Consider the following 14,329-nt stretch of genomic DNA (forward strand, 5'->3'; position numbering starts at 1 on the left):
GAGTCGGTGGACCTACAACGTGCCGATCACGACCTCGGCCGCCTGGGCGATCAGGGCGTCGTCGTAGTCGGCATCCTTCTGGTCGCGACTGGACAGCACCGCGAGGACGATCGGCGCGCGGTCCGGAGGCCAGATCACCGCGATGTCGTTGCGGGTGCCGTAGCCGCCGGCACCGGTCTTGTCCCCCACGACCCAGCCGTCGGGCACACCGGCGCGGATCAGGTCGCCGCCGGTGGTGTTGCCCCGCAACCAACCGTTGAGCACGTCGCGGTCCGCCGGTTCGAGGGCGTCTCCCACGGCGTACGCCCGCAGATCCTCAGCCAGGGCTGCCGCGGTGCTGGTGTCCCGCCGATCACCCGGCCTCGCCTCGTTGAGCTCGGTCTCGTAGCGCGCCGGATCGGTGACCTTGTCCCCCACCTCGCGCAGTTCCTTCTCGAACTTCTGCGGTCCGCCGAGCTGGCGCAACAGCAGGTTGCCGGCGGTGTTGTCGCTGTACCGCACGGCCGCGTCGGCGATCGCGCGCAGCGTCATGCCCTCGGTGACGTGCTGCTCCGTGATCGGCGAGTAGGTCACCAGGTCGTCCGCCGAGTACCGCACCACCCGGTCCAGCTCGCTGTCGGTGGTCTCGTCGAGGACCTCGGCGGCGGCCAACGCCTTGAACGTCGACGCGTACGCGAACCGCTCGTCGGCCCGGTACCGCACGGTGCGGCCGGTGCCGGTGTCGATCGCGTAGACCCCCAGCCGTGCGCCGAACCTCTTCTCCAGCTGCCGGAAGTCGGGGCTCGGGTCGGCGGCGGTGGACGCGGTGGCCGTCGCGGCGGGGTCGTCGGCCGGTTGCTCGGCGGCATCGGCGGGGCCGCAAGCGGCGAGGGACACCACTGCCGCCGCGGCCACCAGACGGTGTGTCGCACGAATCATGATCGCTCCTTGTCGGTGTCGTGGGTCCGACGCGGGCGCGCCGGTCGGACAGGATTCGACAGTGGCAGGGATCCGGCATGCGGTCGAAGACGGAAACGACGGTGTCCATGCTGATCTGACATGGTCACCTGCTGGTCACAGCCAGTCGTGTTCGCGGGCGTAGCGGGCCGCTTCGTGGCGGGTCCGGGTCTGGGTCTTGCGCATCGCGTTGGAGAGGTAGTTGCGGACGGTGCCCGGGGCGAGGTGGAGCCGGGCGGCGATGTCGGCGACCGAGTAGCCCTCGCCGGTGACCCGCAGGACGTCGGCCTCACGGTCGGTGAGGGGGTTGTCCTCGGTGACGGCAAGCGCGGACACGTCCGGGTCGATCCAGCGTTTGCCCGCGTGCAGGGTGGCGATGACCGAGGAGATGTGCGCCGGCTCGGCGGATTTACTGACGAAGCCCTGGACGCCGAGCTTCAGTGCTTTGCGCAGCACGCCGGGGCGGGCGTGCCGGGTCAGCATCAGGACGACCTGCTCCGGGCGCGTACGGCGGATCTCGGCGACCGCGCCGAGACCGTCCACGCCCGGCATCTCCAGGTCGATGACCAGCACGTCGGGCTCGTGCCGCAGGGTGGCCTCGACCGCCGTCTCGCCGTCGGACGCCTCGGCGAGAACGGTGACGTCGCCCTCCATCGGCAGCAGCGCGGCCAGAGCGGTGCGCAGCAGCGCCTCGTCGTCGGCGAGCACGATTGTGGTCATCGGCCGTCACCCCGCTCCGTCTCGGCACGCGCGGCGGGGAACGTCGCCGCCGTCCGGAAGGTCCCCTGCTGCTGGTGCACGGTCAGCTCGCCTCCGTCGCCCGCCACCCGTTGCCGCAGCGCCGCCAGCCCGCGCAGCTCCGGGGGCGCGGTGGCGCTCACCCCGTCGTTGACGATGGTGATGCCCGACTCGGAGAGGGTGATCTGCACCTGTCTGGCCTGCGCGTGCCGCAGGATGTTCGTGGTCGTCTCGCGCAGCACCTGGCCGAGCAGTTCGCTGGCGCGGGTGTCGACCTCGGCTTCCCGGGTCACCCGGACCCGGATGCCGGCGGCTTCGAACAGGTTCTTCGCGTTCTCGATCTCCGCGGTGAGGTTGAGCCGTCGTTGTGCGTAGGCGAGTTCCTTGGTCTGCGCGATGGTGTCACTGACCAGCGCATACGTCTCCCGTAGCTCCTGCTCCACCCGGGCGGTGTCCCGGAGCAGCAGTCGCTGGGCCAGGGCGATCTTCAGCTTGACCACGTGCAGGGTGTGGCCCTGGATGTCGTGCAGGTCGCTGGCGAACCGCACGCGCTCCCGGACCACGGCCAGCTCCGCCTCACGTTCCCGGGTCTGTTCGAGTTCGCGGATGAGGTCGTAGAACCGCTCGCCCACGATGGTGAAGACCGTCACGAGCATGGTCAGGACGGTCGGGATGAGAACGTAGGTGACCAGGACGTGGCCGATGTCGTTCCGCTGCACCAGCAACCGCGCCGCGCCGACCGCCGCGACATAGCCGAACAGCCCGGCCAGCACCAGCTTCCGGTGCCGTCGCACCTCGCGCATGCCGAGGGAGCCCACCGCGCAGAACCCCCAGTAGGCGTTGGGGCTGCCGCTCACCAGAACTCCCAGTGGCCACACCGCCGCGGCCACGACCAGGCAGGGCAGCACGACCCGGGCGAGGTCGTTGGCCGTCCACCGTTCGAAGGCCACCAGGGCCGCCGCGGCCCCCGGCGCGAGGATGATCAGGTGCCACCAGGTACGCATGTCGGTGTAGACCAGGACCACCGCGGCGAACACCACCGGCGGCAGTGACGTGGCGAGATTGAGCCGGCGCAGCCTTCCCTGCGTCGACTCGGTGAAGCGCGGTGAGCTGGCGGTCACCAGACCAGTATCGGCCAGCCGGACGCCACGACCAGTGACACCACGTCACATGCGGTGATGACACGGCGCCACTGACGGGACGGCTCCGCCCGCGCTGTCATTGGTGCATGTCCACCACACCAGTCATCGAAGTCGAACGGCTGAACCTCACCTACGGTGACTTCCACGCCGTGAAGGATCTTTCCTTCGAGGTACGCCCCGGAGAGCTCTACGCACTGCTGGGCACCAACGGAGCCGGGAAGACCTCGACCCTGGAAGTCGTCGAGGGTCACCGGAGGCCAACCTCGGGCACGGTACGCGTCTTCGGGCACCGCCCCGACGACCGGCAGGCGACACGTCCCCGAATGGGCGTCATGCTCCAGGAGAGCGGTTTCTCCCCGGATCTCACCGTCCGTGAGTCTGTGGGCCTGATCGGCCGGCTCACCCGGCGCACCGACGACGTCGACCGGGTGATCGACCTGGTCGACCTCACCGGCCGGGCCGGGCGCAAGGTCTCGCAGCTGTCCGGCGGGGAGAAGCGGCGGCTGGACTTCGCCACCGCGGTCTACGGCACCCCGGAGCTGATCTTCCTGGACGAGCCGACCACCGGCCTCGACATCCAGTCCCGCGACGCCGTCTGGGCAACGGTGGACCGGCTCCGGGAGAACGGATCGACCATCGTGCTCACCACGCACTACCTGGAGGAGGCGCAGCAGCGCGCCGACCGGATCGGGCTCATGCACCAGGGCGTCCTCCATCGCGAGGGCACCGTCTCCGAGCTGACCCGCACCCTCCCCGGCGTGATCCGCTTCTCCCTCGCCACACCGATGCCGCCGCTACCGCTGCAGGCCGACGTGGACGTCGACGGGAAGGTCACCGTCGAGTCCTTCGAGCTGCAGAAGGACCTGCACCTGCTGCTCGGCTGGGCGCAGGCCCACGCCGTGGAACTGCGCGACCTGGCGGCCGGGCCGACCCGGCTCGACGACGTCTTCCGCGCCATCAGCAACTGATCCGCGCATCCCGAAGGAGCCTCACCCGTGTTGTCCATCGCGTCCAGCGAACTGATCCAGGTCTTCCGCAACCGACTGATACTGATCACCAGCCTCATCATCCCGGTCGCGGTCAGCGCGTTCTTCGTGCGTCAGCACGAGACGTACGCCGCCCTCGGGAGCCTCGGCTACATCGCCGCGATCGTCACGTTCACCGTGGCCGCGTTCGGCCTCTACGCCACGGCCGTCACCACCCTGGCCTCCCGGCGGCAGAACCTCTTCCTCAAGCGGCTGCGCTCCACCGCCGAGAGCGACCCCGGCATCCTCGCCGGCCTACTGCTGCCCGTACTCGTCATCGCGGCGGTGCAGGTGGCCGCGATCCTCACCGCCCTGGCCGTGGTCGCGGGTGGACCGTCGAACGTCGCCCTGCTGGTGGTGGCGATCCTCGCGACCCTGGCCATGCTGATCGGCCTGGCGCTGGCCACGGCCGGGCTGACGAACTCCCCTGAACACGCCCAGGTCACCACCCTCCCCGTCACCCTCGGGGTGATCGCCGTGACCACCTGGGTGGGTATCTCCGGCACCGAGAACCTCGCCTGGCTCAAGCGGTTGCTGCCCGGCGGCGCGGCCACCGAACTGATCATGAACGCCTGGAACGGCGGCGTCGCCGTCACCGACTCCCTGCTCCTGCTCGCGCCCACGCTCGGCTGGGTCGTCATCGCCGTCAACCTCGCCACCCGCCTCTTCCGCTGGGAGCCCCGACGATGACCACCGCATCCCGCTCGGACACCCCGACCCTCGTCGAAGACCTCCTGCTGCTCCTGTTCCAACCCAGGTCCGGGACCATCGCCGGCGAGAACACCCTCTTCTACGTCCTCGGTGGAGCCGTCCTCGCCGAACTCGCCCTCGACGAGCACCTGACCACGACGGACCGGGGGCGGGTCAGCGGCGTGCCGGGTCACCCACCGTCGGACAGCCTCCTCCGCCCGGCCTACGACTACCTCGCCGAGAAACCCCGAGGGGTGCAGACGGCACTGGCCGCGATCGGTCCCGTCCTGCGCGAGCCGGTCCTGCAGCGGCTCGTCGCGCGCGGCGAGATCGACCAGGAGCCCCGCAAGGTGCTCGGCCTGTTCCGGACGACGGCCCTGCGCGACGGCCGGACCGAACGACGGGCCCGCCTGCTCGCCGAGGTTCGGCAGGTTCTCGTGGACGGTGCGCGGCCGCAGGCCCGGGTCGCCGCGCTCACGGCGCTGCTCTCGGCGAGCGGGACGCTCCCGCAGTTCCACCGCGAGATCCCGTGGACCGCACCGGTGATCAACCGAGCCAAGGAACTCGAACAGGGCGACTGGGGCGCCGACGCCGCGGCGGCAGCCGTGACCCGCACCGTGACGGCCACCGTCGTCAACAGCGCCATCGTGGCCATCTCTGTCCTTCCGCGAAGTTAGCCCGACCGCGTCCAGCTGAGCTGGATCCCGTACGGAAAAGGAGGCCCGCGTGACCGCGCCGCCGCACCCGCCGCGTCGTCCACGACGACGATGGCTCCGGATCGTCTCCGGCATCTTTGTCACCGTCGTGGCCGCCGCCAGCCTCGGCGTCGCCGGCCTGCAACTCGGCCTGCCCTGGCAGATGGACGACGGCGACCGCAACCACGTCTACACCGGTGCCGCCGGGTCGCAGCGTTACCAGGTCCACGTTCCGCCCCACCAGGTCGGGACGGCCGGGTTGCCGGTCGTCATGGCGATTCACGGCTGCGCGATGACCGGTTACGGGTGGAACTCCATGAAGTCCACGACGCAGTTCAACCGCCTGGCCGACCGGGAGGGCTTCATCGTCGTCTATCCCACACAACTGATCTCGCGCAACGTGATCGCCTGCTGGAACTCCGGCGACGCCCGGGACCAACAGCGGCACACCGGCGAGCCGGCACTGCTCGCCGGTGTCGCCCGCCAGGTGGTCGAGGAGTACGACGCGGATCCCGCGCGGGTGCACGTCGCCGGGGCCTCGTCGGGCGCGGGGACCGCCGTCATCCTCGCCGCCACCCACCCCGACGTCTTCGCCACGGTGACCTCGGTGGCCGGCGGGGAGTACGGGCTCAACCAGGTCGACCCGGACGACCCGGGCTCGATGTCGCCGCTGGACACGGCACGTCAGGCCAGGGCCCAGATGGGCGAGCGGGCCCGCCGTGTGCCGATGCTGATCATTCAGGGTGAGCGGGACGAGGTCGTGCCGCCCCTGGTCGCCACCCGCCTCGTCGCCCACTGGACCGCGGTGGGCGACCTCGTGGACGACGGGCTGCCCAACGGCAGCCTCGACCCGACCGAGAAGACGGTGTCCGTGCCGGCCGCCGAGGGTCGGCACGCGTACACGCACTCGACGATCACGGCGTCGGACGGCTCTTCGGTCGTCGAGGCGTACCGCGTCCAGGGCATGGGGCACGCGTGGCCGGGACCGGACGGCGACGGCCGCTACACCGATCACGCCGGCCCCGACGCCAGCGCGATCGTGTGGGAGTTCGCCAAGCGCCACCCGATGCGATGAGCCCGGCCGCCCGGACGGTGCCCCTCGGCACCTTCTGGCCCGGAGCCGCGCACCCTTTCGCGCCACCGTGCTACGCCGAGCGGGCCGTTCCCGAACTGACCTGCCGCATCACCCACCTCGTCAACTCCGGCAACGCGGTGGTCCTCACCGGACACAGCCACGGCTCCGTCCTGCTCGCCGCGACCGTGCCGCAACTGCCGGCACGGGTCACCGACCGGATCGCACTGCTGACCCACGGTTCCCCGCTGCGCCGGTTGTACGCCCGGCTCTTCCCCGCCTGCATCAGCGACGAGGTCATTCACGAGATCGCCGACCGGGTCGGCTGGCGGTGGGTGAACCTGTGGCGCGACAACGACCTCCGCCGACGGGCGCTTGCACACCGAGGTCAGTCACCTGCTCTCAGGGCATTGAGCACGGCGGTCACCTCGGGGCGCGACGCGGCCGCTCGCCGGACCCCGGCGGTGATGCGCCGGGTCAGCGGCGGGTTCAGCGGTCGGGTCACCACCCGGTATCGCGGGTCCACCGCCAGCTTCGGCAGCATGGTGATCGAGCGGCCATTCTCCACGTGCCGCAGCGCCAGCATGTAGTTGTTGAACCGACAGATCACCACGGGCTCGAAGCCGGCCTCCCGGCACAGCCGGGTGGACAGCTCGGACATGTACGAGCCCGCGACGTCGAACGTCCAGCGCTGCTGCGCGCACGCCTCCAGGTCGACCGATTCGGCGCTGGCCAGCGGATGCTCCGGGGGCAGCACCAGCACCACCGGGTCGGTGGCGAGCGGCACCAGGTAAATCTCCGGGGAGAGCTCGGCGCCAGCGAAATCGGCGGTCGTGATGATCAGGTCGACGTCGCCGCGACGCAGCGCCGGCATGCTCTCGTGCGGCTCCAACTCCAGCAACACCACGCTCACGTCCGGGTGTCGGGTCGCAAGACGGGCAAGCGCCGGTTCGGCGAGGGCTTGCACGGCGCTCTGGAACGCGGCCACGGTGACCGTGCCGGCCGGCTCCTCGGCGAGGTGGCGCAGCTCTGCCTCGGCCGCGTCCATGGCCGCGAGGATCTCCCGAGCCCGGCCGGCAAGCAACATTCCAGCCGCGGTGAGCCGCACCCGCCGCCCGGTGCGTTCCAGCAACGCGGTGCGGGTCTCCCGTTCCAGCGTGGCCAGCTGCTGCGACACCGCCGACGGGCTCAGGTTGCCGCGCTGCGCAACGGCCCGAACAGTGCCGAACGTCGCCAGGTCGGCGAGCAGGCGCAGCCGCCAGGGATTCAGCGTCATGACCCCCGACTGTACGGCTCCGCTTAACAGCGACAGCGAAAATGTGCGATGGACGTACCTATCCGGGACTGCCTAGCGTCGGTCCATGGCTGATTCGTTCTGGTCCGACGCCGATCGTCACCTGGTCCGCTACAGCGGCGCTGGCACCTTCGTACGTGAGATCATCGACCGCGCCGAGGGCAGTTTCGTCTTCACCGCCGACGGCCGCCGCCTGCTCGACTTCACCTCGGGGCAGATGAGCGCGATCCTCGGCCACTCCCACCCGGCGGTCGTAGCCACGATCCAACGGCAGGCAGCCACCCTCGACCACCTGTTCAGTGGCATGCTGAGCCGGCCCGTGGTCGAACTGGCCCGCCGCCTCGCCGGCTCGCTGCCCGCGCCGCTGGAGAAGGTCCTCCTGCTCACCACCGGCGCGGAGTCCAACGAGGCGGCGATCCGAATGGCGAAGCTGGTCACCGGCCGGCACGAGATCATCTCGTTCGCCCGGTCGTGGCACGGGATGACCCAGGCTGCGGCGAGCGCCACCTACAGCTCGGGGCGCAAGGGGTACGGGCCCGCGGCGCCCGGCAACTTCGCGATCCCCACGCCGAACGCGTACCGGCCCGACTTCACCCTGCCCAGCGGCGAGCTGGACTGGCGGCATCAGTTGGAGTTCGCGTTCGAGCTGTTCGACGCCCAGTCGGTGGGCAGCCTGGCGGCGTGCATCGTCGAACCGATCCTCAGCTCCGGCGGGGTGATCGACCTGCCGCCGGGATACCTCGCGGCGCTGCGCGACAAGGTGCACGAGCGGGGCGGGCTGCTGATCCTCGACGAAGCGCAGACCGGCCTGTGCCGCACCGGAGAGTGGTACGCGTTCCAGCGTGACGGCGTCGTGCCGGACATCCTGACCCTGTCCAAGACGCTCGGCGCCGGCCTGCCGCTGGCCGCCGTGGTGACCAGCCCGGAGATCGAGCACACGGCGCACGAGCGCGGTTTCCTCTTCTTCACCACGCACGTCTCGGACCCGCTGGTGGCCGCGGTCGGCAACACGGTCCTGGACGTGCTGGAAGCCGACCGGCTCGACGAACAGGCGGCGCACCTGGGCTCGTACCTGCGCAAGGGCCTTGAGGAGATCAGCCAGCGCCACCCGGTGGTCGGCGACGTGCGCGGCCGCGGTCTGCTGGTCGGACTCGAACTGGTCAGCGACCGGGAGTCGAAACGACCGGCCGACGCGCTGGGCGCCGCAGTGACAGGACGTTGCCTGGAGCTGGGCCTGCACATGAACGTGGTGCAGCTGCCGGCCATGGGCGGCGTCTTCCGCATCGCGCCGGCGCTCACCTCCAGCCACGCGGAGCTGGACCTGGGCCTGGAAATCCTCGACCACGCGCTCGCCGACGTGGCGCCGCGGTTCACACCCTGACACTCCAGCCGGGGCTCGTGACGACGACAACGCGTCGCGCGTGCTGTTTCCGGTCAGGAATAGGCGCTGAGCTGCACAGATACGACCGAGCGATGATCGCCTCTTGTCACTGGTTGCCAACCGCAGGCATGGGGTTGGTGTCGGTGGGGGGAGGCGCGGCTAGACGGTCATCGGCGCGGCCTGCGGTTGCCCGTTGGATGGCGCCTGGTCGTATGCGTGGCGGCGAACGCCGCGCGTCAGTAGGTAGCCGATCATCCAGAACTCACCGATCGTCGCGGGAGCGACCAGAACGTCGGCGATGGCCTGTGCGTCAGGGGCGAGGTATCCGATGAATGCGCTCAGCAGGTATCCGATGCCGCCACCGACGAGGATCCAGCCGAGCGGGCGGGGCATCCAGTTCGAGCGGAGCACGCAGCGTCCCATGGGGATGAGCCAGAGGCCGAAGAACAACGCTCCGACGCCCCACAGGTTGCCGCTGGTCTGGTAAAGAAGTTGGACGGTGGCCGCCGCGTCGCCGACCGGATCGAGCGCGAGGTCGACGGCCGTGGCGAGCAGTGCCGCGCTGACGAGGACCACGACCGCGTTGATGAGACCGAAGGCGGCGATGGCGCTGGCGGCAAGCCGGTCCGCGGTGCGGAACAGTCGATAGAACCATGCGGCGGCGAGGGCCTGGCTGATGACGATGAGCAGCTCGAAGGCGACTCCGACGCGCGCCAGTGATTCGTGCTGGACCAGGTTGGCGAGCGTCGCGTTGGGGTCCTCGGCGCTGAAGAGTCGCGGCCGGATGAGCAGAAAGCCCAGTGCGCCAGCGAAGGCGAGGGCGAGGTAGAGCAGCCCGGTCACGCGGGCCGTACGGATAAGCGCGGGCATGGTGGCTCCTTCGGGGCCGTACCGCCGTGGTGGTGGTCGCGCTCCGACCATCAACCTTACGACGTAAGGCAACCATACGATGTAAGGTGCTGGCAAGAGGTGGTGGGGCAGGTGGCAGCGAAGGCAGTTCGGCAACCGCTCAGCCGCGAGCGCGTCCTGGCGGCGGCGGTTGCCCTTGCGGACGCTGAGGGGGTCAAGGCGCTGACGATGCGTCGGCTCGCTGCCGATCTCGGTGTCGAGGCCATGTCGCTCTACCACCATCTGCCCGCCAAGGAGGCGCTCCTCGACGGCGTCGTGGAGACCGTGGTCGCCGAGATCGGTGCGGCGGCGGTTGGTGGCAACGCCACGAACGGTGGGGACGAGGACTGGCGGACGCGGCTGCGCCGGCAGTTCCTCGCGGCGCGTCAGATCATGCTGCGTCACCCGTGGATGCCCGGGCTGTTGGGCTCGCGTCGCACCATCCCCGTCGGTCTGTACGCCTATTACGACGGGATCGTGGGCACCCTGCTCGGCGCAGGGTTCTCGCACCGCCTCGCGCATCGGGCGATGCACGCGTTCGGCAGCCTGCCGCTCGGGTTCGCGCAGGAGATCTTCAGCCCGTCGTCGGCTGGCGGGAGCATGGAGGACGACGTTGCGGAGGCGGACCTGGCCGCGATGGCCGAGGCGCTACCGCACCTGACGGCCATGGTGGCCACCGAGATCCACGACGTCACCGACCCCACCCTCGGTTGGTGCGACGGCCAGACCGAGTTCGAGTTCACCCTCGACCTGATCCTGGGCGGGCTGGAACGCCTCCGCGCCTGAGCACGAACCGCCGGCGGCCGAGGCGTGGAAGGCGAACCCGCCGCCACGACTCGGCTGCTCGCATGCTGCGGCGGACCGGCGACATCGGCCGGTGGCCCGATCAGTAGTCGTTGACGTTAACCGACCCGCGATGCTCGCTGGACCTCATGAAGAACGCCTACGCTACTCGACCACCGGTCGCGGTGAAGTCCGATACGGCTGCGGCGCCTCAGTTCGCCATGACCGCCGGAAATGGTCACGCACATCGTAATTGTTGGCGAAGTATCGCAAAAGCTCATCGTGACGGAACTGGTAGGCGATTCCAGCGACGCGAACAAATCCGAGCCCACACATTCGCTGCAGAAATCGAGCAGGGGCGAGCGGTAGCCGGAACGCCGAGGCGACGATCATAGCGACGTAGCGCCGCCATAGCGCGCAAGCAACCGTCTCGCCGACAACCGCGCAGTAGAGCAATGCCAGAGGGACACCCAACAGCACACCCCATTGCAGGCTGAAGCCCCATGCCAGGATCGGAAACATGACGGCGGCCGATAGTCGCGACACCGTCCGCTCCCGGCGCAGGACGCCCAACGGGCCGACGATTTCGGGTCTGGTGTCCGTCGCCAGAGTCTGGCCGAAGCCGACTGTCAAACCGATCGCAAGCCAGGCAGTGACGAAACTTATCAATGCTATCCACGGGCCTAGCACTAGCCATGCCGCCACCGCAATGACCAGTGCGGTGGCGGTCTGACGCAGCGAGAACCTCAGGTCGGTCAGCCGTGACCAGTCCGGCGTAGCGGCCGGCATCCACGGCTTCGTGCTTGTTCGTATGAGCATGGCCGACCAGACGGCGGCGCCGAACAGAAGTCCACCACGTGCTATCCAACCACGATCCCACAGAAACATGGCCGCCCAGACGAACCCTGGAACAGACAGCAGCACGCACAAGATGAAATCCGTGGCCAACGCTGCCCGCCCGGCGACCGGCCAAAGCCGGTGCAGAATAATGTCGCGCGCAGGCAACGTGCGCCCTGCCACGACCCTCTGCGAAGACCGATTTAGCTCTAGGTACTTAGCGTAATGCGACAACCACCACAGGTCGAGCACGTTTCGCAGTCGTATCGGAAGTGCTGCCCGGACGGTGCCGACGGATTCCACATAGTTCGCTACCAAGGACGCGGCATTGGCAGTCTCTCCCGTCGTGACCAACGTGCGGCCAGGGTCAGTGCGATGCGTAGCCAGGCGATTCCTGGCCAGTTCCGCGATGAGGCTCAACTGCCAGGGGCTGGCGAGCAGAGCTCCGCGGCCTTCATCCTGCAGTGACGTCGCCAGGTCGAGCGCCTGGGCGAAAACGTCCGCGCCGCCAATGGACCGGGACAGATACCTTGTCGCCTCGGCATAGCCGACGGGTCGGATGGTGTACACCTGCAGGGTGTAATGGTCGCGCAGATTCTGATCGAGGGCACTCCAAGTGGCTCGCCGGCAGGTGGCCAGAAAGCGGGCCGGCTCCTCGCGCAACCGCCACTCGGCGAGTTGGCGCAGCAGTCGCTCGGCAGGCTCAACGGTCGTCTCATCGATGCACAGCTCGTCAATGCCGTCGAGCACCGGGAAGATTCGGCCCGACTCGATGAGGTCTTGGGCTGAGCCACGGGATACGTTGAACTCGGTCGCAATGAACTTTGGAAGCCAGGCGTCGATCTCTTCGCCATCAATCCAGCGGCCAGCCGGGACTACCAGCGGCACGACCGCAGGATCCTGTTTCAGGATCTCCAGGGCAACCTGCAGCGCGGTGTACGACTTCCCGCGACCGGGATGGCCCAGAAGCACAGCACGCTGAGGTCCGCGTAGTGCCGCCTGCGCAAGCGCCTCCAGCTGCACATCCGATGACTCACCGGCGCTCCGGTAACTCAGTGCGATGTGTTCCGATGTACGTCGAAGCTGCCGGAGCCGGGCACTGAGTTCACGGAGGAGCTCCGATCTGAGCTGCTCGATCACGGCGGCTGGCTTATCCCGACGCACCAAGCCAATCAACTGCTGCACCAGAAAGGCGAGGAGGCTGACGGCGCCCAGAATTGTGCCAAGGTATCCAGCTTTGTTGCTCAACGTCTTGTCGGCCATGTAGGCAGGCACGAACGTCGCAGTCGTCACCACGACAATAGCGCTCAGCAGCGTGACCAGGGCACCAGCTGTCCAGCGCAAAACCCGACGCCGGCTACCCGGTCTCATCGACGTGCTCCTTCTGCTGGCCAGGACGGTGTGACCACAGCCAAGCGCATCAGAACAGCGACTTTGGTCGAGCAAAGCTCGCGTTGCTGGTCCTGATTAGAACGCGGAACAGACGTGGTCCGGTCACGACCGCTGCGAGACTCCCACCAGTCACGTCTTGACGGCGCAGAGGCGCTCCGACGCCGCAGCAGTCCCAGCCAAGCCCTCCGCCGCAACAGGGGAGATCGCCAAAGCCGCCACAGGCGAAAGCCGCCAATTCGCCTCGCCAGCCCAGTCCCAACCACCAGCACAGGCTACCGATAGCGATCAACCGACTACAGAGCCGAACGTCCACATCAGACATCCCTTCGTAGTCAGATACCGGGCCGATTCAGGGCGTCATCAAGGGCGACTACGGGCAGTTCCGTTGGATGAGCCGGTACGGGGTGGACGAGACCGACCGAGCGTTATCTGCGACAGAACAGTGCACTGGATCATGCGGTCGATCCTTCGTGTCGCGTGCTCGGTGAGCCGCTGTGCGACGATCGGTCCGTGGTCCGCCGGGAGAGCTCGCGAGAAGGCACCTTCGAGTGCCGGCTCTGTCGACTTCGATTCGGTCCCATCCGTCATGCCAATGCTGTCAGTGGCGCTACTGGCGGCCTGGACCGGAAGAAGGCGACATGTCCGACAACCTGCGGCTCAGCGCAGTCACTCTGGACAGTTCGGATGCCATCCGCTTGGCGAAGTTCTACGCCGACATCGCCGGCGGGACGATGACGCAGATCGGCGATGAGTGGGCATGCGTGCAGAGCCCGGCCGGGCGGCTCAATTTCCAGACCGTGCCTGGATACACGCCTCCAACCTGGCCCGACCCCACCGCGTCGATCATGATGCACCTCGACTTCATGGTCGAGGACCGAGACGCCGCCGAGGCGCGCGTGCTCGCCGCTGGCGCAACGAAATACGACTTCCAGCCCAATAGCGAACAATGCTTCGTCTACGCTGACCCGGCCGGCCACCCCTTCTGCCTGACCACCTGGGAAGCCCCGATGGTCTGACAAGAACCCTGCGCGCCGCGATTGCCGCAGTGTTGTCGACATCCGCACATCGACAGGTCCAAACACCCAACCGCGCGTCACTGGTTGGCCACCCGTTAGGCAGGTGCAGCACGCAGCGGTCGAGGCGGATGGTGACACGCCGGCCGGCGAGGTGGTAGCGCCGGCCAGACAATCCACGTTCGGCATCGGCCACGCCGCCGGGTTCCGTGGCAGCGTCTCGGGTCGTTCATGCTTGCCGCTAGGTTCTGGTTCTCAGACCAGGGCGGGTGATGACGTGAGCGACGTGCAAACCGTCTATCGTGCGATGCTGCGCGACGATATTGCCCCCGCTCTACGCGTCCTCGGCTTCAAGGGATCGGGCTCGCGGTACAGCCTGCCGGACCCGGGGTTGCCGGCAGCACCGGCGCGAGGAGCTCGAGTCCTCGGACCTGTTGCGGACT

Annotated in this window: 13 protein-coding genes and 1 pseudogene; 8 read left to right on the forward strand and 6 right to left on the reverse strand. The window is 68.6% G+C overall.

The window, feature by feature from the left end; translation table 11 throughout:
* Positions 1 to 12: 12 nt before the first annotated feature.
* The 3 genes from bla to AB0C03_RS27830 all read right to left on the reverse strand — a co-directional run bounded on the left by bla (position 13) and on the right by AB0C03_RS27830 (position 2,795).
* Entirely contained in the window at positions 13 to 921 is a 909-nt protein-coding gene (gene bla, locus AB0C03_RS27820) for a class A beta-lactamase (RefSeq protein WP_400446905.1), read from the reverse strand.
* 132 nt (positions 922 to 1,053) lie between these two features.
* Positions 1,054 to 1,656, reverse strand: a complete 603-nt coding sequence (locus AB0C03_RS27825; protein ID WP_030330954.1) for a response regulator transcription factor — start codon at positions 1,654 to 1,656, stop codon at positions 1,054 to 1,056.
* Positions 1,653 to 2,795, reverse strand: coding sequence for a sensor histidine kinase (locus AB0C03_RS27830; RefSeq protein WP_357639872.1), 1,143 nt, complete (start codon positions 2,793 to 2,795; stop codon positions 1,653 to 1,655). The genes AB0C03_RS27825 and AB0C03_RS27830 overlap by 4 nt, the downstream gene beginning before the upstream one ends.
* A gap of 107 nt (positions 2,796 to 2,902) precedes the next feature.
* Here AB0C03_RS27830 and AB0C03_RS27835 point away from each other — a divergent pair, with 107 nt between their 5' ends.
* The 5 genes and pseudogenes from AB0C03_RS27835 to AB0C03_RS27855 form a co-directional block, all read left to right on the forward strand.
* On the forward strand, positions 2,903 to 3,784 hold the full coding sequence (locus AB0C03_RS27835) for an ABC transporter ATP-binding protein (RefSeq protein ID WP_030330958.1): 882 nt from the start codon (positions 2,903 to 2,905) through the stop codon (positions 3,782 to 3,784).
* A gap of 27 nt (positions 3,785 to 3,811) precedes the next feature.
* A complete protein-coding gene (locus AB0C03_RS27840) occupies positions 3,812 to 4,531 on the forward strand; it encodes an ABC transporter permease (protein WP_030330959.1) in 720 nt (239 codons plus the stop codon).
* Positions 4,528 to 5,208 carry a GOLPH3/VPS74 family protein gene (locus AB0C03_RS27845; RefSeq protein WP_030330961.1) on the forward strand — a complete coding sequence of 227 codons (681 nt, stop codon included), beginning with the start codon at positions 4,528 to 4,530 and terminating at the stop codon, positions 5,206 to 5,208. Before AB0C03_RS27840 ends, AB0C03_RS27845 begins: the two co-directional genes overlap by 4 nt.
* A gap of 49 nt (positions 5,209 to 5,257) precedes the next feature.
* On the forward strand, positions 5,258 to 6,301 hold the full coding sequence (locus AB0C03_RS27850) for an extracellular catalytic domain type 1 short-chain-length polyhydroxyalkanoate depolymerase (protein ID WP_357639877.1): 1,044 nt from the start codon (positions 5,258 to 5,260) through the stop codon (positions 6,299 to 6,301).
* 23 nt (positions 6,302 to 6,324) lie between these two features.
* Positions 6,325 to 6,657: pseudogene (locus AB0C03_RS27855) on the forward strand (hypothetical protein); the annotation flags it as partial.
* A 29-nt stretch (positions 6,658 to 6,686) separates the two neighbouring features.
* Here AB0C03_RS27855 and AB0C03_RS27860 read toward each other — a convergent pair.
* Complete coding sequence (locus AB0C03_RS27860) at positions 6,687 to 7,574, reverse strand: LysR family transcriptional regulator (RefSeq protein WP_030330966.1); 888 nt, start codon at positions 7,572 to 7,574, stop codon at positions 6,687 to 6,689.
* An 85-nt stretch (positions 7,575 to 7,659) separates the two neighbouring features.
* Here AB0C03_RS27860 and AB0C03_RS27865 point away from each other — a divergent pair, with 85 nt between their 5' ends.
* Positions 7,660 to 8,973 carry an aspartate aminotransferase family protein gene (locus tag AB0C03_RS27865; RefSeq protein WP_357639880.1) on the forward strand — a complete coding sequence of 438 codons (1,314 nt, stop codon included), beginning with the start codon at positions 7,660 to 7,662 and terminating at the stop codon, positions 8,971 to 8,973.
* Between the two features lie 159 nt (positions 8,974 to 9,132).
* Here the strand turns inward: AB0C03_RS27865 and AB0C03_RS27870 are convergent, their stop codons facing one another.
* Positions 9,133 to 9,816 carry a DUF4386 domain-containing protein gene (locus AB0C03_RS27870; RefSeq protein ID WP_357639883.1) on the reverse strand — a complete coding sequence of 228 codons (684 nt, stop codon included), beginning with the start codon at positions 9,814 to 9,816 and terminating at the stop codon, positions 9,133 to 9,135.
* A 138-nt stretch (positions 9,817 to 9,954) separates the two neighbouring features.
* Here AB0C03_RS27870 and AB0C03_RS27875 point away from each other — a divergent pair, with 138 nt between their 5' ends.
* Entirely contained in the window at positions 9,955 to 10,647 is a 693-nt protein-coding gene (locus AB0C03_RS27875) for a TetR/AcrR family transcriptional regulator (RefSeq protein WP_307857737.1), read from the forward strand.
* 162 nt (positions 10,648 to 10,809) lie between these two features.
* On the opposite strand, the gene AB0C03_RS27880 is transcribed toward AB0C03_RS27875, so the two are convergent.
* Complete coding sequence (locus tag AB0C03_RS27880; RefSeq protein ID WP_357639886.1) at positions 10,810 to 12,852, reverse strand: NACHT domain-containing protein; 2,043 nt, start codon at positions 12,850 to 12,852, stop codon at positions 10,810 to 10,812.
* Between the two features lie 659 nt (positions 12,853 to 13,511).
* Between AB0C03_RS27880 and AB0C03_RS27885 the strand changes: the two genes are divergently transcribed.
* Positions 13,512 to 13,889, forward strand: a complete 378-nt coding sequence (locus tag AB0C03_RS27885) for a VOC family protein (protein ID WP_357639888.1) — start codon at positions 13,512 to 13,514, stop codon at positions 13,887 to 13,889.
* Positions 13,890 to 14,329 lie beyond the last annotated feature (440 nt).

It is taken from the genome of Micromonospora parva (genome assembly GCF_040649675.1).
GTDB lineage: Bacteria > Actinomycetota > Actinomycetes > Mycobacteriales > Micromonosporaceae > Micromonospora > Micromonospora parva.